Annotated in this window: 16 protein-coding genes and 7 pseudogenes; 3 read left to right on the top strand and 20 right to left on the bottom strand. The window is 68.6% G+C overall.

The window, feature by feature from the left end:
- Positions 1-44: 44 nt before the first annotated feature.
- Positions 45-668, bottom strand: coding sequence for a YqiA/YcfP family alpha/beta fold hydrolase (locus ACUDAL_RS03105; RefSeq protein WP_444677110.1), 624 nt, complete (start codon positions 666-668; stop codon positions 45-47).
- 39 nt (positions 669-707) lie between these two features.
- Positions 708-2,321, bottom strand: a pseudogene (gene pgi / locus ACUDAL_RS03100) (glucose-6-phosphate isomerase).
- 272 nt (positions 2,322-2,593) lie between these two features.
- Between pgi and cmoA the strand changes: the two are divergent.
- Both cmoA and cmoB read left to right on the top strand, forming a co-directional pair.
- Positions 2,594-3,336 (top strand): annotated as a pseudogene (cmoA, locus tag ACUDAL_RS03095) (carboxy-S-adenosyl-L-methionine synthase CmoA).
- A 1-nt stretch (position 3,337) separates the two neighbouring features.
- The gene (cmoB, locus tag ACUDAL_RS03090; protein WP_444677109.1) at positions 3,338-4,330 is read left to right on the top strand and encodes a tRNA 5-methoxyuridine(34)/uridine 5-oxyacetic acid(34) synthase CmoB; all 993 of its coding nucleotides are present in this window, start codon (positions 3,338-3,340) and stop codon (positions 4,328-4,330) included.
- 71 nt (positions 4,331-4,401) lie between these two features.
- Here cmoB and ACUDAL_RS03085 read toward each other — a convergent pair.
- From ACUDAL_RS03085 to ACUDAL_RS03045, 9 genes and pseudogenes are all read right to left on the bottom strand, one after another.
- Positions 4,402-5,074, bottom strand: a pseudogene (locus tag ACUDAL_RS03085) (zinc metallopeptidase).
- An 87-nt stretch (positions 5,075-5,161) separates the two neighbouring features.
- Positions 5,162-5,647, bottom strand: a complete 486-nt coding sequence (locus ACUDAL_RS03080) for a 20S proteasome subunit A/B (protein WP_444677108.1) — start codon at positions 5,645-5,647, stop codon at positions 5,162-5,164.
- Positions 5,648-5,791: 144 nt separating this feature from the next.
- Positions 5,792-6,889 carry an App1 family protein gene (locus ACUDAL_RS03075; RefSeq protein ID WP_444677107.1) on the bottom strand — a complete coding sequence of 366 codons (1,098 nt, stop codon included), beginning with the start codon at positions 6,887-6,889 and terminating at the stop codon, positions 5,792-5,794.
- A gap of 108 nt (positions 6,890-6,997) precedes the next feature.
- A complete protein-coding gene (cysN, locus tag ACUDAL_RS03070; protein ID WP_444677106.1) occupies positions 6,998-8,440 on the bottom strand; it encodes a sulfate adenylyltransferase subunit CysN in 1,443 nt (480 codons plus the stop codon).
- Positions 8,440-9,405, bottom strand: coding sequence for a sulfate adenylyltransferase subunit CysD (gene cysD, locus ACUDAL_RS03065; RefSeq protein WP_444679296.1), 966 nt, complete (start codon positions 9,403-9,405; stop codon positions 8,440-8,442). Before cysD ends, cysN begins: the two co-directional genes overlap by 1 nt.
- Before the next feature lie 474 nt (positions 9,406-9,879).
- Positions 9,880-10,260, bottom strand: a pseudogene (locus tag ACUDAL_RS03060) (metallophosphoesterase family protein); the annotation flags it as partial.
- Complete coding sequence (locus tag ACUDAL_RS03055; RefSeq protein WP_444677105.1) at positions 10,260-10,706, bottom strand: DUF1249 domain-containing protein; 447 nt, start codon at positions 10,704-10,706, stop codon at positions 10,260-10,262. The pseudogene ACUDAL_RS03060 and the gene ACUDAL_RS03055, both read right to left, overlap by 1 nt.
- Position 10,707: 1 nt before the next feature.
- A pseudogene (locus tag ACUDAL_RS03050) lies at positions 10,708-11,345 on the bottom strand (NUDIX domain-containing protein).
- Between the two features lie 101 nt (positions 11,346-11,446).
- Positions 11,447-12,082, bottom strand: a complete 636-nt coding sequence (locus ACUDAL_RS03045) for a hypothetical protein (RefSeq protein WP_444677104.1) — start codon at positions 12,080-12,082, stop codon at positions 11,447-11,449.
- Positions 12,083-12,245: 163 nt separating this feature from the next.
- Between ACUDAL_RS03045 and greB the strand changes: the two genes are divergently transcribed.
- Positions 12,246-12,791, top strand: a complete 546-nt coding sequence (gene greB / locus ACUDAL_RS03040) for a transcription elongation factor GreB (RefSeq protein ID WP_444677103.1) — start codon at positions 12,246-12,248, stop codon at positions 12,789-12,791.
- Here the strand turns inward: greB and ACUDAL_RS03035 are convergent.
- The 9 genes and pseudogenes from ACUDAL_RS03035 to ACUDAL_RS02995 form a co-directional block, all read right to left on the bottom strand.
- A complete protein-coding gene (locus tag ACUDAL_RS03035) occupies positions 12,764-13,768 on the bottom strand; it encodes a methyltransferase (protein ID WP_444677102.1) in 1,005 nt (334 codons plus the stop codon). The genes greB and ACUDAL_RS03035 overlap by 28 nt on opposite strands.
- Positions 13,758-14,568 (bottom strand): annotated as a pseudogene (locus tag ACUDAL_RS03030) (methyltransferase domain-containing protein). Before ACUDAL_RS03030 ends, ACUDAL_RS03035 begins: the two are co-directional and overlap by 11 nt.
- 33 nt (positions 14,569-14,601) lie before the next feature.
- Positions 14,602-16,108: pseudogene (locus tag ACUDAL_RS03025) on the bottom strand (amidase).
- A 28-nt stretch (positions 16,109-16,136) separates the two neighbouring features.
- Complete coding sequence (locus ACUDAL_RS03020; protein WP_444677101.1) at positions 16,137-17,375, bottom strand: efflux RND transporter permease subunit; 1,239 nt, start codon at positions 17,373-17,375, stop codon at positions 16,137-16,139.
- Positions 17,375-17,659: a hypothetical protein gene (locus ACUDAL_RS03015; RefSeq protein WP_444677100.1), complete on the bottom strand. Its 285-nt coding sequence runs from the start codon at positions 17,657-17,659 to the stop codon at positions 17,375-17,377. Before ACUDAL_RS03015 ends, ACUDAL_RS03020 begins: the two co-directional genes overlap by 1 nt.
- Positions 17,635-19,272, bottom strand: coding sequence for an efflux RND transporter permease subunit (locus ACUDAL_RS03010; protein ID WP_444677099.1), 1,638 nt, complete (start codon positions 19,270-19,272; stop codon positions 17,635-17,637). Before ACUDAL_RS03010 ends, ACUDAL_RS03015 begins: the two co-directional genes overlap by 25 nt.
- A complete protein-coding gene (locus ACUDAL_RS03005; protein WP_444677098.1) occupies positions 19,269-19,754 on the bottom strand; it encodes a hypothetical protein in 486 nt (161 codons plus the stop codon). The genes ACUDAL_RS03010 and ACUDAL_RS03005 overlap by 4 nt, the downstream gene beginning before the upstream one ends.
- Positions 19,697-20,014 carry a hypothetical protein gene (locus ACUDAL_RS03000; RefSeq protein WP_444677097.1) on the bottom strand — a complete coding sequence of 106 codons (318 nt, stop codon included), beginning with the start codon at positions 20,012-20,014 and terminating at the stop codon, positions 19,697-19,699. Before ACUDAL_RS03000 ends, ACUDAL_RS03005 begins: the two co-directional genes overlap by 58 nt.
- Entirely contained in the window at positions 19,996-20,523 is a 528-nt protein-coding gene (locus ACUDAL_RS02995; RefSeq protein WP_444677096.1) for a hypothetical protein, read from the bottom strand. Before ACUDAL_RS02995 ends, ACUDAL_RS03000 begins: the two co-directional genes overlap by 19 nt.
- Positions 20,524-20,648: the final 125 nt, after the last annotated feature.

Genomic DNA, 20,648 nt, shown 5'->3' with positions numbered 1-20,648 from the left:
TGCCCGGTCTTGCCGGGAGCCGGGCCGGGAGCGAACCCAGCAGCTCACGGCAGCGCGGCAGGCCGCCGGGGCAGACTGTGCCCGCCATGGGCCAGGATGGCCGGCAGGTAGTCGGCCAGCACCGTGAAGACATGATCGCCACCGGGGTGAATGACGGTACGTGCGCCCTGGTAGAGCGCAAAGGCATCGGCAGGGTCGAGCGTCGCGTCGGCGCTGCCCAGCAGCAGCAGGTAGCGCGACGGCGACACGCTGCGCGGCGTCAGCGCCTCGAGCTCCTCGCGATGCGCCGCTTCGATGACGAAGTGCTCGCCGGTGTGCTCGTTCAGGAACGCCTTGCCCATCCATTCCGCGACCAGCGCCGCCGGCGTCACCGCCGGGTTGATCAAGGCCGCCATGAGCCCGTGGCGCTCTGCCAGGCAAGTGGCCAGGAAACCGCCCATGGAGCTGCCCACCACCAGCGGCTGCGCTCCCAGCCCGGCCAGGCGGTCCTCGGCCAGGGCCAGTGCCGCCTTCGGCCGATGCGGCAGCTGCGGTGTCTCGCAGGGCAGCGCCAACTCGGCGCAGGCGGCCCGCATCAGCGCCGACTTGGGCGAACCATAGCCGCTGTTGAAGCCGTGCAGGTAGAGCACCCCGGTGGCACGCGGCGTGGACCAGGCGGCGCCTAGCATACCGAAAGCACTGTATGCATTACCAGCCCAGATCCCGCATCAGGCATGGCCTTCCTCTTCGGCCCGCCACACGGCCTCGATCAGACCACGGGTGGAGGCGTCCATGGCGTCGTGGCCGCCACGCTCGGCCAGCATGCGCTCGGTTTCCCCGGCGATCTGCTTGCCAAGTTCCACGCCCCACTGGTCGAAGGGGTTGATGCCCCAGATAGTGGCCTGCACGAACACCTTGTGCTCGTAAAGGGCGATCAAGGCACCCAGAGAGGCCGGAGTGAGACGATCGAGCAGCAGCGTGGTGGAGGGCTGGTTGCCGCGGTAGCGCTTGTGCCCCGGTCGTTCGCCCGGCTCGTCGATGGCGTCGTCGCCGAGCATCAGCAGGCGCGACTGGGCGAAGCAGTTGGCCAGCGTGAGGCGGTGCTGCCCCTTGAGATGATCGCGGGTTGCCGTGTCTTCGACGTCATCATAGCGGCGCAGCGGCGCGATGAAATCGCATACCACCGGCTGAGTGCCCTGGTGCAGCAGCTGGTAGAAGGCGTGCTGGGCATTGGGGCCGAGCTGGCCCCACAGCACCGGGCAAGTGGAGTAGTCGACCAGGCGACCCTCGTGGGTGGCCGACTTGCCGTTGGACTCCATCTCCAACTGCTCGAGATAGGCGGCGAAGTGCTCCAGGCGGCCGTCGTAGGGCAGGATCGAATGGGCGCGGATGTCGAGGAAATTGACGTTCCAGATCCCTGCCAGCGCCAGCAGCACGGGCAGGTTGTCGCCGAGGGGCGCCTCGGCGAAGTGGCGGTCCATGGCGTGGGCACCCGCCAGCAGCTCGCGGAAGTGCGCCATGCCGATCACCAGCGCAATGGGCAGGCCGATGCCCCCCACAGCGAGTAGCGCCCCCTACCCACTCCCAGAACAGCAGCTGGTTGGCCTCGGCGATACCCCACTCGCACATCTTGTCGGGCTTGGCCGAAACGCCGATGAAATGCTGGCGCATCACCATGGCTTCATCGACTCCTGGATTCCGTCGTAGACCAGCCGCGCCAGCAGCCAGTCACGAGCGGTGCGGGCGTTCGACAGCGTATCGATGGTGGTGAACGACTTCGACGAGATCACGAACAGGGTGGTTTCGGGATTGAAGCGGTTGAGGTAGTCGGCAAGCTGGGAACCATCCATGGTCGAGGCGAAATGGACATCCACGTGGTGGGCATCACGCGGGCGGCAGTCGGCCAGCGCGTGGGTCACCATCAGCGGGCCGAGGTCGGAGCCGCCCACGCCAAGATTGACCACATCCTGGATCGGACGCCCAGTGGCGCCTCGCCACTGGCGGCTGTGGAAGCGCTCCACCATGCTGGCCATGCGATCCAAGGTGGCATGCACGCCGGGCACCACGTCCTCACCGTCTACCGTCAGCGACGCTTCCCGCGGCAGGCGCAGCGCCGTGTGCAGCGCGGGCCGGTCTTCGCTGACATTGACATGAGCACCGCTCAGCAGCGCCTGCACGCCCTCCTTTACCCCGGCTTGCTGCGCCAGCTCGAGCAGCAGCGCAAGCGTGGCGTCGCTCCAGCGCTGCTTGGACAGGTCGAGGGTCAGCCCTGCCGCCTGGCGCGTGAAGCCACGCCCGCGGGTCTGGTCGAGGAACAGCGTGCGCAGGTGGGTTCCCTGCATTTCACGCGCATGCTCGGCCAGCCGCTTCCAGGTGGCAGTCTGGTCGATAGGGGTGTGCTTCATGTCAATCCTCCTTGACGTCATTGCTCGGAGCGGCCGCCGGGGGTCGGGCGGCGTGTCCATCGCCTCACAGGCTAGACCTGTTTCTGCTTGTAAATCTACAGGCGTATGCCGCCGCAACGCTTACGCTGCGAGGTGCAGGCGGTCTCATCCGTGCAGCCGACCGGCGGCACGCGTAGAATGCGTGCCTGTTCCAGGTGACCGGTTTGCCCATGAGTAACGCATCTTATCGCGACGCGATCTTTTCCACACCCCTCGACCGGGTGGCGCGCTTCTCCTTCGACGAGCAGGTGGTGGCCTGCTTTCCCGACATGATCCGCCGCTCGGTGCCGGGCTACGGCCAGATACTCGGCATGCTGGGGCTGATCGCCGACCGCCACCTGCGCCACGGCGCTCATGTCTACGACCTGGGCTGCTCGCTGGGGGCCGCCAGCCTGGCCCTGGCTGGCCAGCTGCCGCCGGACGCCTTCCGGCTGACCGCGGTGGACCTCTCCCCGGCCATGGTGGAGCGTGCCCGCGAGACCCTCGCCGCGGAGTGTCCTGAACACGCCATCGAGGTGATCGAGGGCGATATTCGCTCCCTCGACTACCGTCCCTCCGGCATGGTGATCCTCAACTTCACCCTGCAGTTCCTGCCCCCGACGATCGCGAAGCCCTGCTCGCTCGACTCTATGCCGCGCTGGAACCGGGCGGCGTACTGCTGCTCTCGGAAAAGGTGGTCGACCCCGACGAACGCGACAACGCCTGGCGGGTGGAGCGCTACCACGACTTCAAGCGCGCCAACGGCTACAGCGAGCTGGAGATCAGCCAGAAGCGCACGGCGCTGGAGAACGTGCTGGTGCCGGACACCCTGGAAGCCCACCATGCACGCCTGGCGCGGGCCGGCTTCCCGCGCTCGCTGACCTGGTTCCAGTACCTCAACTTCGCCTCGCTGATCGCGTTCAAGGAGGCCTGAGGTGGCGATCCCTGCCGAACACCGCCCGCTCTATCGCGCCCTCATCGATCAGGGGCTGGACTCCTGGCTCGCCCGCCTGCCGGAACAGCTGGCCCGCGGCCTCGACCGCAAGCGTCATGGCGATCTGCCGGCCTGGGAGAAGGCGGTGGCCAAGCTGCCCGACCTGCCCGAGGCTCGTGACGTCCAGCTAAACGCCGATACCGTGACGGTGGATTGCCCCCTCGACGACAGCCGGCAGCGCCAGTGCGAAAACCTGCTGCGCAAGCTCGCACCGTGGCGCAAGGGTCCCTACCGGCTCGCCGACATTCACATCGACACCGAGTGGCGCTCCGACTGGAAGTGGCGGCGGGTGGCACCGCACCTCACCGACCTGCGCGGCAGGCGGGTGCTCGACGTGGGCGGCGGCAGCGGCTACCACGCCTGGCGCATGGCCGGCGCCGGTGCCACCTTCGTGCTGGTGATCGACCCCTCGCCGCGCTTCTATTACCAGTTCCAGGCGCTGCGCCACTTCGTCGGCGATGCCGACGGCGGCCGCACCCACTTCCTGCCGGTGGGCATCGAGGACGTGCCCGAACGGCTCGAGTTCTTCGACACGGTGTTCTCCATGGGCGTGCTCTACCACCGCCCTTCCCCGCTGGAGCATCTGCTGCAGCTCAGGGACGCCCTGCACCCCGGCGGTGAGCTGGTGCTGGAGACGCTGGTGGTGGAAGGCGACGCCACCACGGTGCTGCTGCCCGGCGAGCGCTACGCCGCCATGCCCAACGTCTACTTCCTGCCGTCGTCCCTGGCGCTGTGCCAGTGGCTCGAGCGCTGCGGCTTCATCAACGTGCGGGTGGTGGACGAAGCGTTCACCACCCTGGAGGAGCAGCGCTCTACCGAGTGGATGACCTTCCAGTCGCTGGCCGACTTCCTCGACCCGCAGGACCCGACGCGAACCCGGGAGGGCTATCCGGCACCGCGCCGCGCCGTGGTTCTGGCCAACAAGCCAGGCTAGCCCAGGCGTTGCCTGCCGCTAGGGCGTTCGACCGCAGGCCGCCTGGCTCAGCCGTGCCTGCCGGCAGGAAATCAGCGGCGCAGAATCACTAGCCAGCGCCCCAGATTGAGGATGCTGGCCAGCGAGGCGGCAACATAAGTGAAGGCGCAGGCGGTGAGCACGTGGCGGGCGCCGGGCATGTCGTAAGGGGGACATATTCGCGCAGCAGCGGCAGGGCGCGATTGAAGCTGGCGTCGAACTCCACCGGCAGGGTCACCAGGTGGACCAGCGCCGCGGTGCCGAAGCTGATCACCGCCATGGCGATCACCACGGCCATGCCGCCCGGCAGGCGGGTCAGGATGAACAGGAAGGGGGCGGCCATCATCAGCAGCGCTCCCAACTTCTCGGCGCGCTGGGCCACACCGACCATGCGCGCCCGGGCGGTCAGCGGCGCGTAGCCCTCGTGGTGCTGGATGGCGTGGCCGACCTCGTGGGCAGCCACGGTCACTGCAGTGAGCGAGCGGCCTTCGTAGTGCTCGCGAGAGAGGCGCACCCGCCGCGCCTCCGGGTCGTAGTGGTCGCCCTGCTCGGTCATCTCCACCTTGACCCCTCGATGCCCAACCGACGCAGCAGATGGTCGGCCAGCTCGGCACCGGTGCCGGGGTAGTCGTCGCGCCCCTTCGAATGGCGTGCGAGCACCCACTTCGCCCACAGGTTGGGCAGGATGAAGATGGCCAGCAGGAAGGCGATCAGCAGCACGATCATGAAGCGGCACTCCGGCAGTCGGCGAAACGGCACGTTACCCGCTTTGGACCCGGCCTGCCAGGCCGGGTTCATGCTGCCGAGCCCTGCTCAGAGCGCGGCCGGCGCCGCTTCTACCTCACGCAGCAGGGTCTTGAACGGCACGGCCGCCGACTGAACCAAGGGCACCACCGACTGCACCTCCCCACCGGTATCGTGGTCGCGGGTGGCGGCGTATTCGACCGCCTCGACGGCGCTCCTGCCGTGGTCGATGGCGGCCAGCGCCCACTTCCAGCCGGTGCCGTAGGCCACGGGGCCCTTCACCGGGATGCGCACCAGCTTGTTGAACATCTCAAAGACGCCGTCGGGCCCGGCGATGATCATCTCGACCCGCGACACATGGGGCTTGTCGTTGCGCGGCGCACCGGCATTGAGCCACTCCAGGACTTCCCACCACTCCTGCTGTTCGCCGGCAAAGGCGACCCACTCGCCGTTGTCGAGCCGAAACAGCTTCTGGGCATGGTTGTAGGTCGAGCCGTTGACACTGATCAGCGAGTCCGTCGCGAGCGTCGTTCCATCCCATACGATAGTGGTCATTGCCGGTCACCTCTTGCAGCACAGGCTAGCTCCGACGCCCGCCGCGTCGGCCATATCGAGCGCAGGGTATTGTGCAAAAGCGCAAGAAATGGTCACCGACCAACAACTTTCGCTAACACCGCAACAGCGAGTCGCGGCGGGACGTCAGGCTTCCGATTCGCGCCGCACGGCTTCCAGTCCGCTCTCGGCGATAAGCCCCTGGCGCAAGGCGTGCTCCGCCATGGCCGCACTGTCGGCAGCCAGCACCAGCTCGCAGCCGGTGTGGCGAAGCTCTTCACGCAGGGCATTGATGGCGCGCTCGCGCTCGGGCTTGCGTTCGACGCGACGAATGTAGACCGCGCGAATCCGCTCAGGGAATTCATGCACGATGCGCGCATAGACCTCGGGGTCGTGCTGCCCGCTGTCGCCGATCAGCACGCACGGCAGGTCGTCGCGCATCGACAGCATCTGCTGGATCAGGTCGTACTTGTGGTCTTCGGCCCGGCGCGGCCAGGGTTTGCGCCAGGAGATGCCCCATTCGCGCAGGAACAGGATCGGGCCGACGGGGATACGATTGAGCTGAAAGAACTCCTCAAGCATCTCGTAAATGCTCCAGGGGCCGCGAGAGACATAGAGGATCGGCCGCTTGGCCTGGCCGCTTTCACCCGCATGCAGCGCCTGGTAGAACGCCGCCACGCCGGGAAAGGCCATGCGCTGGTGTGCCTGCTTGACGAACAGCCGATGCAGCATGCGCAGCTTGTTGGCCACGCCGGTGTACATCACCGTGTCGTCGATGTCGCTGATCACCAGCAGGTCGGCCTCGGGCGGCGACACATAGACCTCGACGAAGGAGGAGATGGGCGGCGCATTGGGGATGACGGCGTGCAGCTCGGCATGATGCCAGGCGGTATCCTGCGGCAGGGGGTGCACTAGCGGCAGGTGCGCATCGAAGTAGCCGTCGCGGTCGGTGGTAACGGTGGTGACGTTGTCGCCCAGGGTGATCTCGACGGTGACCTCGGGCATGCCGCGGCGCGCGATGCGCCGCGCCACGTCCGACAGGTCGCGCAGCACGCCGTAGCGTGGCACCCAACCGCCGAGCGACGACTGGCGAAACACCCGTCCCATCAGCAGGGCCTCGCCGTGGGCCCCGTACCCGCGGTAGGGGTGTACCACATAGCCACCGCGCCCGCGATCCCGCTTCATCGGCCGGGCAACGGCACGCAGCAGGCGTCTGAACATTTCCGCCAGGCCTTGTCCTAGCATCTCACTGTGTCCTCCCTGGCACTGATGACCCGGCGCGACGGCCGGGTCATGCTCCTAGTGTGGAAGAACGAAGCGTGAGATCAACCCCAAACTGGCGTGAGGCTCCACTCAGCGTGCCAGCAGGTCGCGTAGATCGCGTGCCTCCCAGTGGGGGAAGTGCTTACGCACCAAGGCGTTCAGGTCGAGCTCGAAGGCCGCCCAGTCGACCTCGCCACGCCCCGCCGCGCCCGCCTCGGCGAGGTGGCGCACCATGCCGGCGCCGACGGTGATGTTGGAGAGGCGGTCGATGACGATGAAGCTGCCGGTACCCGGGCTCTGGTCGTAGGTATCGAGCGGCACCTCGGCGGTCAGCTCGACCCGGCAGCGAGCGATGGCATTGAGCTCGAGCCGGTCGGCCGGATGTCGCTCCAGGGTGTTGACGTCCACCTGGTGACGAATGGCCTCCACACGCCCTGCCACCGAGCGACCGGCCAGACGAATGTCGTACTGCCGGCCCGGCGTCAGCGGCTGCTCGTGCATCCAGACGATGTCCGCATCGAAGGCGTTGGTCAGGGCGACCTCGGCGTCCTCGGCGACGATCCAGTCGCCGCGGGAGATGTCGATCTCGTCCTCCAGGGTAACGGTGACTGCCTGCCCCGGCCAGGCCGCCTGCAGGTCGCCGTCATAGGTCACCACGCGCTCGACCCGGCTGGTCTTGCCCGAGGGCAGCGCCTTGATCGCCTGACCCGGGCGCAGCACACCCGCTTCCAGGGTGCCGGCATAGCCGCGGAAGTCGAGGTTGGGGCGGTTGACGTACTGCACCGGGAAGCGCAGGTCGGTGAGGTTGCGGTCGCGGCTCACCTCGACGCTTTCCAGCAGCTCCAGCAGCGCCGGGCCCTGTTCGCCTGCGACCTGGTACCAGGGCGTACGGTCGCTGCGGTTGACCACGTTGTCGCCCTCCAGCGCCGACATCGGCACGAAGCGCAGATCCGTGACCGAGAGCTGCTCGGCGAAACGCCGGTAGTCGGCGACGATCTCGTCGAAGCGCGCCTCGTCGAAGCCCACCAGATCCATCTTGTTCACCGCGATGACCAGGTGCTTGATGCCCAGCAGGTCGGCGATGAAGCTGTGGCGCCGGGTCTGGGTCTGCACGCCGTAGCGGGCGTCGATCAGGATGATCGCCAGGTTGGCGGTGGAGGCGCCGGTGGCCATGTTGCGGGTGTACTGCTCGTGCCCCGGGGTATCGGCGATGATGAACTTGCGCTTGTCGGTGGAGAAGAAGCGGTAGGCCACGTCGATGGTGATGCCCTGCTCACGCTCCGACTGCAGGCCGTCGACCAGCAGCGCCAGGTCCACGGCATCGCCGGTGGTGCCGCTCTTCTTGGAGTCCCGCGTAAGCGCCGCCAGGTGATCGTCGAAGATCATCTTGGAGTCGTGCAGCAGCCGGCCGATCAGGGTCGACTTGCCGTCGTCGACGCTGCCGCAGGTGATGAAGCGCAGCAGGTCCTTGTTCTCGTGCTCGTGCAGGTACTGCTCGATGTTGTCGGCGATCAGTGTCGATTGGTGTGCCATCAGAAGTACCCCTCGCGCTTCTTCTTCTCCATCGAGCCCGCCTGGTCATGGTCGATGGCCCGGCCGCTGCGCTCGCTGGTGCGGGTCAGCAGCATCTCCTGAATGATCTCGGGCAGGGTGTCGGCCTTCGACTCCACCGCGCCGGTCAGCGGGTAGCAGCCCAGGGTGCGGAAGCGTACCCACTTCTCTTCCGGCACCTCGCCGGGGGCCAGCGGCATGCGCTCGTCGTCGACCATGACCAGCATGCCGTCGCGCTCCACCACCGGCCGCGGCGCGGCGTAGTAGAGCGGCACGATGGGAATCTGCTCGAGGTAGATGTACTGCCAGATGTCCAGCTCGGTCCAGTTCGAGAGCGGGAAGGCGCGGATCGACTCGCCCTTGTTGACCCGGGCGTTGTAGAGGTTCCACAGCTCCGGGCGCTGGCTCTTGGGGTCCCAGCGGTGGAACCTGTCGCGGAACGAGAACACCCGCTCCTTGGCGCGGCTGGCCTCCTCGTCGCGGCGGGCGCCACCGAAGGCGGCATCAAAGCCGTACTTGTCCAGCGCCTGCTTCAGCGCCTGGGTCTTCATCACATCGGTGTAGCCGCTCGAGCCGTGGTCGAAGGGGTTGATGCCGGCGGCACGCCCCTCCTCGTTGATGTGCTCGATCAGCTCCATGCCCACTTCGCCGGCCATCTGGTCGCGGAAGGCGATCATCTCGCGGAACTTCCAGGTGGTGTTGATGTGCATCAGCGGAAACGGCGGCGGCCCGGGGTAGAAGGCCTTGCGCGCCAGGTGCAGCATGACCGAGGAGTCCTTGCCGATCGAGTAGAGCATCACCGGATTGCGGAACTCGGCCGCCACCTCGCGGATGATATGGATCGACTCGGCTTCCAACTGCTGGAGATGGGTCAGCCGCTGGGGCGTCAGGGTCGCCTCGGCGGCCGGCGGCGCCTGATCTCGGGCGGGTGCTTGAAGACTGGTCATCGGCCCGGATACCTCGCATGACGGTGGGCGGAGGGAATCATGCGAGACAGGGTAACGCTGGGCGAATAATAACGTAAAAGAATGATTGCCTATCTTTTTAGAACAATTTGAAATTAAAACTAGAGATCGACGCGCTCCACCCAGGTCGTCCAGCGAGCACCGTGGAAGTCGAGGATGCGGTAGCCGGGCCGCGACGCCTCGTCCACGGCAAAGTCCGTCGACCCCGCCAGGAACTGGTCGGTGGTCGACGGGCAGCCGTAGACGCAGATCTCGCCGTGCTCGCTCGCCCGCCTGTGCGCAAACGCCTGGTGCGCGTGGCCGAACAGGACGATCTTGAGCTGGGGAAAGGCGGCAAGTATCTGCCACAGCCGCTCCTGGTCCTGCAGCCCGATCTGGTCGAGCCAGGCCGAGCCGAGGGCCAGGGGGATGGTGCATGGCCAGCAGGGTGGGCCGCTCGTCCTCGGCCAGGCGCTCGGCCAGGGCGGCGAGCCGCTCCTCGCCGGCTTCGCCGTAGGCTTGCCCGCTGACCACCGTATCCAGCGTCAGGAGCCGCCACCCGCCCAGGTCGATCGCCTCGTGAAGCTCGCGCAGGTCGCGCATCTGCGCCGGGTCGTCGTGGTTGCCGGCCAGCCAGAACCAGGGGCAGCCCAGCGACGACAGCGCCTGCTGTGCCAGCGCGTAGGAGGCAGCGGTGCCGTCCTGGCTGACATCGCCGGTCACCAGCACCAGGTCGGGACGCTCCGCCTGTACCGCCCTGACCACCGCCTCGAGCTGGCGCAGCGGGAAGCCGGCGCGAGAGCGGGCCGTGGGGTCGGCCTGCAGGTGGCAGTCGCTGATCTGGATGAGTCGCAGCATCAAGGCAGTTCCGGCAGGTCGATGGCATGGCCATGGGCCAGGCCGTGGGCCAGCCATTCGCCGAGGAAGCGATTGAGCTGGAGCTTCTCGTCGGGCTGGAACATGCGCACGTTGGGATAACGGTAGCGGCCGCTGAAATGGCGCTCGCGCTGGAAGTCGGTCACTTCCGCCATGCGCACATCATGATAGAGATGCACCCGCATGCGCGGCGGCTCGATGAGGTCGTCCATCAGCCCGGACTGGCTGACCCGCACGATGGTGGTATACGGCGCCTGTTCGATCACCTCCAGGCGCAGCATGCCGAAGCGCCCATGGCGGCCGACCAGCTCCAGCTCGCGCACGTCGCCCGCGCTCATCTCGCCCAGCAGCCGGGTCAGGCGCAAGTAGTTGGCACTGCATTCGCCCTGCAGGCCCTTGAGATCGGTCACATAGGCAGGTCTCGCCATGCTAGCTCCTTGCTCGTAGTGATGCGCGTTGGCCTGCCAGCCAGTAGATGGCGATCAGGCACATGGCATTGTCGAGTCTACCTTCCTGAAGGAGTTCCCAGACACGGCTAAACGGTAGCACGTGAACACGGATATCCTCATGCTCCGCATCCAGCCCGTACACGCCGCCCAGCTCGCTGCAGTCCACCAGCGCACAGAACAGCGTGACCTGCTCGCTGCACGCGCCAGGGCTCGGATAGTAGGTGTGCAGCTCGATCAGCGCGTCGATTTCGCAGCCGGCTTCCTCCACGGCCTCGCGGCGCGCCACCTCGGCGGGGCTTTCCCTTCCTCGACCAGGCCGGCGACGATCTCGAGTTTCCACGGCGAGACGCGATCGTTCAGCGCGCCGGCCCGAATCTGCTCGACCAGCGCCACGCTGTCGCGCTCCACATCGTACAGCAGCACGCCGACCGCAGCGTGGCGCTCATGCACTTCACGCACCACTCGGCCGCTCCAGCCGCCTTCGAAACGCCGGTGTCGCAGATGCACTTCGTCCAGGCGGAAGAAACCCTGGTGCAGGCAGCGCCGCTCGATCAGCTCGACGTCGCCGCCATCAAAGGAGGGAAGTTGGGCATCCCGGCCCGGCTGGGTATCCGTCATGAGAATCTCCCGTCGATGAATGGGACCATTATCATGACCGAAGCCGGCGGTGCCAACCGCCCGGGCCGCCGTTGGGCAGCCTGGGCGGTACGCGGTGCGCGCTACAGCTGGGCCAGCAGCGCCCTGGCCTGTTCGCGCAGCGCCTCGTCGGAGATCTGGCGATCCTCGCGCGCCGTGCCCTCGACGGCGCGCTGCGCATGCTGGCGCGCCTCGTCGCGGCGCCCTTCGTCCTGGAGGAAGGCAGCGTAATAGTAATTCACGTCGATACCCTCGGGGCGGATCTGCAGCGCACGCTTGAACATGCGCTCGGCGGTGGCGCTGTTGCCGAAGCCAACGGGGCGACCCGGCGCCCGGTCGTAGAGTGCCCCCAGCGTGACGAAGGCCGAGCCGTTGCCGCCATGACGATCGAGCTCCACGGCTCGCTCCAGGGCATCGCGTGCGCTACGGGCGCTGCCCAGCGCCCCAAGGCCGCTGCGCTCGCGGGCATGCGAGGCCTCGATGATGCCGTACCAGATCAGCGGCTGCGCCTGGTTGGGATTGGCCTGGACCAGCCGCTCCGCCTCGTCGGCGAGGGACTTCAGCGAGTCGCGGCGCTGCCCTTCGGCCCGCTGGGTGGTGATCTGCTCCCAGCGCTGCTTGAGCGACTCGACCTCGCCTTCCCAGGCCAACGCCGCACCAAGCGGGGCGAGCAGCAGGCCGGCGCCCAGGGCGGCGGCAAGTAGCTGACGTCGTAGCATGTTCATTCTCCTTCCTTCGGGAGGTTGTTGTTGTGCGCGGCAAGCCGCCGCCCCTGCACTGTAACGAACGTTTGAATTAACAGCCAGCCACACGACCGCCCTGTGGCCCGGCTCGGCGCTTTGGCGTATGTTGCCAGTCTCGATCGAAGGAGGACGCAACCGCATGAAAGGCCGCAACATGACGCGCTGGCGCGATCCGGCCAAGGATCCGCGCCAGGAGCCAAGAAGCCACCTGATCACCGCCGAGGGGGCGGCCCGCCTGCGCGGCATTCTCGATCATCTCTCGCGGGTCAAGCGGCCGGAACTCTCGGCCAAGGTGGGCGAAGCCGCAGCGCTGGGCGACCGCAGCGAGAACGCCGATTACACCTACAACAAGAAGGAGCTCAACCGGGTCATCGCGCGCATTCGCTACCTGACCAAGCGCCTTGATGAGCTGCAGGTGGTGGACCGCCTGCCGGCGGATACCGGCAAGGTGTACTTCGGCGCCTTCGTCACCCTCGAGGACGATGAGGGCGAGGAGATGCAGATCCGCATCGTCGGCCACGACGAGACCGACACGGCCAAGCGCTGGATCAGCGTCGACGCCCCGCTAGCCAAGGCACTGCTGGGCAAGGCGCTGGACGACGAGGTCACGGTAAAGGCCCCGGCGGGCGATAGCGTCTACCTCATCACCGATATTGCCTACCGGGCTCCAGTCACGGCGCGATAGACCCGAAACCGCTGGTCGTCGGCAACGATCTGGAAACCACCGAAGGCGCTCTCGAGCAGGTCGGGATAGGGCAGGAAGGCGTTGGCCACCAGCCACAATTCGCCGTCCGGCTGCAGGTGCACCGGCGCCTCGCGAATCAGCCGCCCGGCGGGGCCGTAGTCGATGCTGCGCTCCTGGTGAAACGGCGGATTGCTGATGATGGCGGCGAAGCGCCGCCCCGCCAGCGCCGAATAGACATCGCCGACCAACACCTGCCCGGCCAGGCCATTGGCCGCCAGGGTACGCCGGGTTGCTTCCACCGCAAAACCGTTGACGTCCACCGCCGTCACCGCATGGCCGCGGCGCGCCAGCCAGGCGGCGAGGATGCCGTCGCCGCAGCCCATGTCGAGTACCTCCCGCACTCGCTCCGGCCCCGGCAGGTGGCGTTCGAGCTCACCGAGCAGCAGCCGGGTTCCCTCATCGAGCTTGCCGTGGCCGAACACCCCGGGGTGACTGGCCAGGGTCAGCCCCTCGGCCTCGAAGGTGGTCCAGGCCGCATCCGGGTCGATGCCGACACGATCGAGGCGAGTCTCGAACAGCATACAGCGCCGCGCGCTGTCGAGCTTGCGACAGCCCAGCCCCAGCGCCGCCAGCACCTTGAGCACTCGCTTGATGCCGCCCTGGTTCTCCCCCACCAGTTGCAGCCGCGTGCCCGCCGGCAGATTGGCGCATAGCCACAGCAGCCACCACTCGCCCAGGGCATGGGCCTTGGGCCAGAACAGCACCGCCCCGGGCGGTTCGAGGGCCGCGTCGTCGAAGGGAGAAACGGCCACGCGGCCGCACTCCCGCCAGGCCTGGAGCACGCCATGATCGGCACTGACGACGCTGCCCTGCCCCTGCTCGAGCCAGGCATCCCGCGGCGGCGCCACCCACAGCCAGCCGCGATAGTCGGCGTCCTGACGCTGCAGCAGCTGGCAGGCCGGGGTCTCAGCATTCATGAGCGACTCCTCGCGTGGGCTGGCCTTCCCGTACCAGCGTATAGAGCAGGTAGCGCCCCAGGCGCCAGTGCGGCTCGGCCTGGCAGTAGCGATGTTCCAGTGCCACCAGGCGCTGCCAGTCGGCTTCGCTGGCCGGCGGATGGCGCAGGTAGTCATGGAAGACACGAATGCCCGCCACCGAGCGTATCGCCAGGCCTTGCTCCCGGCTCCAAGTGGCGACCTGCTCATGGCAAAGCGGCGAGATGGGGGTCAGGCGCTGACGCTTGCCGGTGCCCTCCAGGCGATCGTCCAGCGCCTTCTGCAGGTTGCCCTTGACCACGTTGGAGAAGCGCAGCGCATCGCGATTGAACACCATCAGTGACATCTGGCCGCCCGGCGCCAGGCGCTCGGCAAGCATGGCGAAGGCGGCGCGCGGGTCGCTGAGCCACTCCAGCACGGCGTGGCAGGCGATCAGCGGCCAGGGCCGGGGCCCGCTGCGCCATCGCCTGCAGCGGCGCCTGCACGAAGCTCACCTGCTGACCATGCAGTAACCGCCGGGCCTGGTCGAGCATGTCGCCGGAAGGCTCCAGCAGGGTGACCGCGTGGCCGCGCCGGGCAAACCAGGCCGAGAGCTGGCCCAGGCCGCCGCCCACGTCCAGCAGCGGCTGGCCATCGAGTTCGAGCATCTGCGGCAGCAGCGCATCGAGCATGGCCAGGCGCAGCTCGCCGCGCGGGCCACCGTAGAGGCTGCCGGCGAACTTGTCGGCCAGGCCGTCGAAGTGGCGGTCGCCGGCGGAGGAAAGCGGAGCGGAATCGATCATGGCTGGCTGCCGTGGCGTTGTCTGGCGCGCATTCTACCTGGCTTTCCCGACCCTGGGCAGGTGACGCCCCCAGCGCACCTCCGCTTCGACCTGGGCCGCCAATGCCAGCAGGCGACGCTCGTCGCCCATGGGGCCAACCACCTGGACGCCGACCGGCAGCCCCTGCGGCGAGACATGCAGCGGCAGCGACATGGCCGGCTGGCCGGTGAGGTTGGCGAGCTGGGTATAGGGCGTGCGGGCCAGGGCATCGCGCGCCAGGCGCGATAACATGCCGGCCTTGAGGGCCAGCCGCGGCAGGCCGGGAACCGCCAGAACCTTCATCAGCCACTCCCGGGCGGGCGGCGGGTAGAGCTCACCGAGCCGCGGCGCCGGTGCGGCGGCAACCGGCAGCAGCAGCGCGTCGTAGCGGCGATGAAACTCGCCCATCGCCCGCGCCGCCAGGTTCCACTCACGCCGGGAAAGCTCGTAGTCCCGCACCGGCAAGGCATGGCCCAGGCGGGCAATGGCCCGGGTCGCGGGCTCGATAGCGAGGCGCGAGACAGGCACGCCGGTCGCACCCGATATCCAGGCCAGGTCGGCCCCCACCTGCCCCAGGTAGAGCGTCAGGTAGGCGTTGGCCAGCGCCTCGCCATCAACCGGTGGCTCGGCCCACTCGACGTGGTGGCCCAGCCCTTCCAGCGTGCGCGCCGCCGCTTCCACGGCCAGTCGCACCTCGGGATCGAGCCGGGTGCCGAGCGACCTGCCCAGCGGCTCGCCCAGCGAGACCGCCACCCGCAGCGGAGCGGGCGGGCGTTCCAGCGCCGCCAGGAAGCCCTGCTCGTGCCGGAGCGGGTAGGGTGCGCCCGCCTCCATGCCGTTGATGGCATCGAGCAGCGCGGCGCTGTCGCGCACCGAGCGGGTCAGCGCATGCTCGACCACCGCACCCAGCCACACCTCGCCATGCTGGGGCCCCTGCGGCACCCGCCCGCGCGAGGGCTTGAGCCCGAACAGGCCGCAATAGCTGGCGGGTATGCGGATCGAGCCGCCGCCGTCGCCGGCCAGGGCCAACGGCACCAGCCCCCGCTACCGCCGCGGCCGCTCCGCCGCTGGATCCGCCCGGCGAGTGGCCGGCCAGCCATGGATTGACGGGATGCGGAAAGGCCCGCGGCTCGGTGATGCCCATCAACCCAAGCTCAGGCGTGGCCGTCTGCCCGAGCAGGGCGAAGCCGGCCTGGCGCAGGCGGGCGACCAGGGTCGAGTCCTGCTCGGGACGCCACGCCGCCAGGGCCGCGCTGCCGAAGGCCAGCGGCTCCCCGGCAATGGCCATCAGCAGGTCCTTGGTCAGGGTCGGCACGCCGGTAAAGGGCGCCGTGGCGTCAGCCAATTGAAGCTCGTACCGGGCGCGCTCGAAGCGGGTGCGCACCACCGCCCCCAGGTACGGGTTGCCCCGCTCGATGGCGGTGCAGGCGGCGGCGAACACCTCCTCGCGGCTCACCTCGCCGGCGCGAATCAGCGCAGCCAGGCCCAGGGCATCGTGGCGCTGGTAGTCGGCGACGTCCATGTGGCTCTCCTCTCAGGTTGCAGCTGTTTCAGCTGGCGCTCGCCGGCTCTCCTCGCCCCGCCCAGCGCACCAGCCCATGCTCAAGCCAGGAGAGCAGCGCGGGGATCACCAGCAGCACCAGCAGCGTGGAGACCCCAAGCCCGAAGGCGATGGAGACCGCCATGGGGATCAGGAACTGGGCCTGCAGCGAGGTCTCGAACAGCAGCGGCAGCAGGCCGCCGATGGTGGTCAGCGAGGTGAGCAGCACCGCTCGCACGCGCTGCACCACCGCTTCGTTGAGCGCCTCGTCGATGCCCAGGCCGCGGTCGCGCTGCAGCCGGTAGAAGCTGACCAGGATGATGGCGTTGTTGACCACGATACCGGAAAGGCCGAACAGGCCGAAGAGCGACAGGATCGTCAGGTCGATGCCCAGCAGCCAGTGCCCGAGCAGCGCACCGATCAGCGAGAAGGGAATGATCGCCATGACGATCAGCGGCAGGCTCCAGGAAGCGAAGACCCAGGTCAGCACGGCGTACATCAGGCCCAGCCCCACCAGCAGGCCGGTACGCATGTCGGCCAGCGTCTCGCGCTGGTCGGCGGCACGCCCCTCGAAGCTGTACTCGAGGTGATGGTCGCGGGCCAGGTTCGGCAGCACCCCGGCCAGGAGCGCTTCGCGCACCCGGTCGGCCGAGCTGACCGTGGTATCGAGCTCGGCGGTGACCTCCACCGCCAGCCGGCCGTCGGCGTGACGCAGCGCCTCGAAGCCCTGCCGATAGCTCAGTTCCATGACCTGCTCCAGCCCCACCTGGCGCCCATCGGGCAGCTGCACGGCGAGGCTCGTCAGGGTGGCGATGCGCTCGCGCTGCTCACGGGGCAGCTGAACGCGTACCTCGATCTCGTCGGCCCCGGCCTGGTGTACCTGCACCACCTGGCCGTCGAAGGCGGTGCGCAGCTGGCGGCCAAGCTCAGCGGTGGTCAGCCCCAGCGCCTCGCCCCAGGGGTTGACCCGGTAGATCAGCTGCTCACGTCCCCAGGGCATGTCGTCCTGGGTATCGAGGATGCCCGGCAGGCTGGCCAGCGACTGGCGCAGCGAATCGGCCGCCTGGCGCAGCGCCATGGCATCGTCCCCGCTCAGGCGGATATTGATGTCCTGGCCCGGCGGGCCGGCGGCGCGCTCGCTGATGGTGAAGCTGTCAAGCCCGGCCGGCAGCGCGATGCGCTCGCGCCAGGCGGCGATGAAAGCGGTGTTACGCACGTCGCGATGGTCCGACGACACCAGCTCGACCATCACCGATCCCGCCTCGTCGGCGCTGCGGCTCGGTGCTCCCCCGCGATGGTGGCGCCGTGGCGCACCACCGCCATCTTGACCAGCTCGCCGCCGAGCGCACGATCGGTCTCTTCAAGCGTGGCCTGCAGGTGGTCGAGGAAACGATCCACCCGCGCCCGGTCGGTGCCGGCCACGAAGTTGACGTTGGCGTAGAGTACGCTGGGCTCGGGCGCGGGGAAGAAATTGAAGCCGATGCGCCCGCCGGCCAGCAGGCCCGCCGTCACCAGGGCCACTGCGAACGCCATGGCCAGCGTAGCGCCCCGATGGCGCAGGGAGAGCGCCGAGAAGCGCCGGAAGGGCCCTCACGAAAGCGCTGGAAGGCGTTCTCGAACCCCTGGCGCAGGGCGGACAGCCCGTGGCGCGGGCGCTCAGGCCGCGACGCCAAACGGCCGGGAACAAAGGCATTGCGCAGGTGGGCCGGCAGCACCACGAAGCACTCCAGCAGCGACGCAATCAGCACGCAGATCATGATGATCGGGATGTCGCCGAGGATATTACCGATCACCCCACCCACCATCAGCAGCGGCATGAAGGCCGCGACGGTGGTCAGCGACGAGGCCAGCACCGGCCACAGCATGCGCCGCGCAGCCCCCGCCGAGGCGTGCCGCGGCGCCTCTCCGGCGCGGTGGTGGGCGTCGGCGTCCTCGCCCACCACAATGGCATCGTCGACGATCACACCCAGCGCCATGATCAACGCGAACAGCGACATCATGTTGATCGAACCGCCGATGCCCCAGAACACCCCGAGGGCAGCCATGAACGCGGTGGGAATGCCGATGGCCACCCACAGCGCCACCCGCGCCGGCAGGAAGAAGTAGAGCAGGATCACCACCAGCAGCAGGCCGCCCGCACCGTTGCTGATCAACAGCGAGATGCGCTCGTCGATCAGCTGCCAGGACTCGTCGTGTACCTCCAGCACCACGCTGGGCGGCAGCTGCGGGCGAGTCTCGGCCAGCCATTCGTCGAGCACCCTGGCGGCCGCCAGGGAGTCGCCGCTTTCGGCGCGCTGCAACAGCAGCTCCACCGCCGGCTCGCCCCGACGGCTAACGCGCAGCTGCCCTTCCCGCGGTTCCTGGCGGATCGTGGCGATGTCCCCCAGGCGCAGCTGGACCCGGTCGCTGCTGAGGATCGGCAGGCTCTCGAAGCCCAGCGCATCGCGCCGCTGCTCCAGCGAGCGCAGCTCGCGGGCGCTGTCCTGCTGCCCCAGCACGCCGGCGGGCAGGTCCCGGGACATGCCCTGTATGCGCTCGGCAACCTGCTCCAGCGACAGCGACAGGCTTTGGAGTCGCTCCGCCGGCACCTCGATGCTGATCTGCTGCTGCGCCAGCCCACCCACCTCCACCCGGTCGATGCCGCGCAGCAGCAGCTCGCTCTCGAAACGGTGCACCAGCTGGCGCAGCTCGCGCGCGTCGAGCTCGCCGCGCACCAGCAGCCGTGCCACCGGCTCGTAGCGCGCCATCCGGCTCACCTCCGGCGCTTCGGCATCGGCCGGCAGGCTGGTGAAGCCGTCGACCTGCTGGCGCACGTCGTCCAGGGCCAGCACCGGGTCGCTGCCCTCGACGAACTCCAGGGTGATGCTGGCGACGCCCTGGGCGGAGGTGGACGTCATGCGCTTGAGCCCGTCGAGGCTGCGCAGCCGTTGTTCCAGCGGGTTGGTGATGCCCTGCTCGATGTCCTCGGCCGAGGCCCTGCTCCACACCACCCGCACGCTGACCACGTCGAGGGCGAAGCTGGGGAAGAACTGCACGTTCATCCGTGCGATACCCAGCACGCCGCCCAGCAGCATCGCCAGCATCACCAGGTTGGCGGCGACACGATGGTGCACGAAGAAGCCGATCACCCCGCGCCGGCGGCTCATGGCTGCGGCTCGCTCGCATCCAACGACGCCTCGGATTCGGCCACCTCCACCCGCAGCCCCTGCGTGGCGTTGGGCAAATGAGTGACGATGATGCGCTCGCCGGCGGCAAGCCCTTCCGGCCGCACCAGCGCCCAGCGCTCGCCGTCGGCAGCCAGGGTCTCGCCCAGGCGGGTCACACGGTGGCGCCGCAGGCGGCTTTCATCATCGATGCGATAGAGCACATCGCTGCCGTGCAGGGCGCTGAAGGGCACCGCCATGGCCTCGGCCACCGCGGGGCGCTGCAGCAGCAGCGGAACCAGCGCACCCGGGCGCAGCCCCGCCGCCTCGCCTTCCAGCGCCAGGATCGCCTCGGTGCCGCCCGGGTCGCTCTCGCCGGCCAGGCGCTGCAGCCGGAATCGCTGACCGCCGTCCGCCGCCATCGCCGTCAGCGGCTCGCCGCGCTCCAGCCATTCGCCAAGCTCGGCCAGGAAGCCTTGAGGCACCCTGGCGCGAACTTCAAATTGATCAGGGGATAGAGCGACAGCAGCGCCGCCCTTGCGCCAACCTGGTCGCCCGGCGCGACCCGCACCCCGGTGACGATGCCCTCGAACGGCGCTTCGACGCGGCTGCGCAGGACGTCGCGCTGCGCCGCCTCGCGCACGGCCTCGGCCCGCGCCAGCCGCGCTTCCAGGCTCTGCAGCCTGGCGGGATGCTCGGCGATGGCGCCTTCACGGGTGGCCACCGTCAGGCGCGCCCGGGCCAAGGTATCGCTGGCGTTGTCCAGGTCGGCGCTGGAGGCCAGGTTGCGCTCGACCAGCGAGCGGGTGCGCTCCAGCTGGCGCTGGGCATTGGTGACGATATCGCGCTCCCGCGCCAGGGCGTCACGATCATTGGCGTGGCGTATCCGCTCGTTGGCGATCTGCGCCGCGATATCCGCCACCTCGGCCTCGGCCTGGCGCAGGGCGGCAGCACGTCGGCCTCCTCCAGCGCCACCAGCAAGGTACCGGCGGCGACGCGCTGGCCTTCGCGAACCGGCCGCTCGGCGATGCGCCCCACCATGGGCGCCACCAGGCTGACCCGGTCGGGCGCCACGACCTCGCCGAACAGCGGCAGCACCGGCACCTGCTCCGCATAGGCCACCGTCATCGCCTCGACCCGCCAGCTGCGCTCCTGCGGCACCGCCTCGTCAGGCTCCGGCCGCGTCAGGCGCAGCGCCACGAAGCCGGCCACGCCGATGGCCAGGATCAGCACGGGAAGGAGGCGCTTGAGCATTGAGAACCCCTGGAAGTGTCATATGACGAGCAGGAAGGAAAGCGCCCTACTATACCGCCCCAGCGGCTGGCTTGGGCACTGACGAAGCGGGGTGCGACAGCGTTACGCAGCCTGCCGCCACGGCG

This window comes from Halomonas sp. E19 (genome assembly GCF_052439355.1).
Classification (GTDB): Bacteria; Pseudomonadota; Gammaproteobacteria; order Pseudomonadales; family Halomonadaceae; genus Halomonas.
Note: the sequence above shows the minus strand (reverse complement) of the source record. Positions and strands in the feature narration are given on the sequence as shown.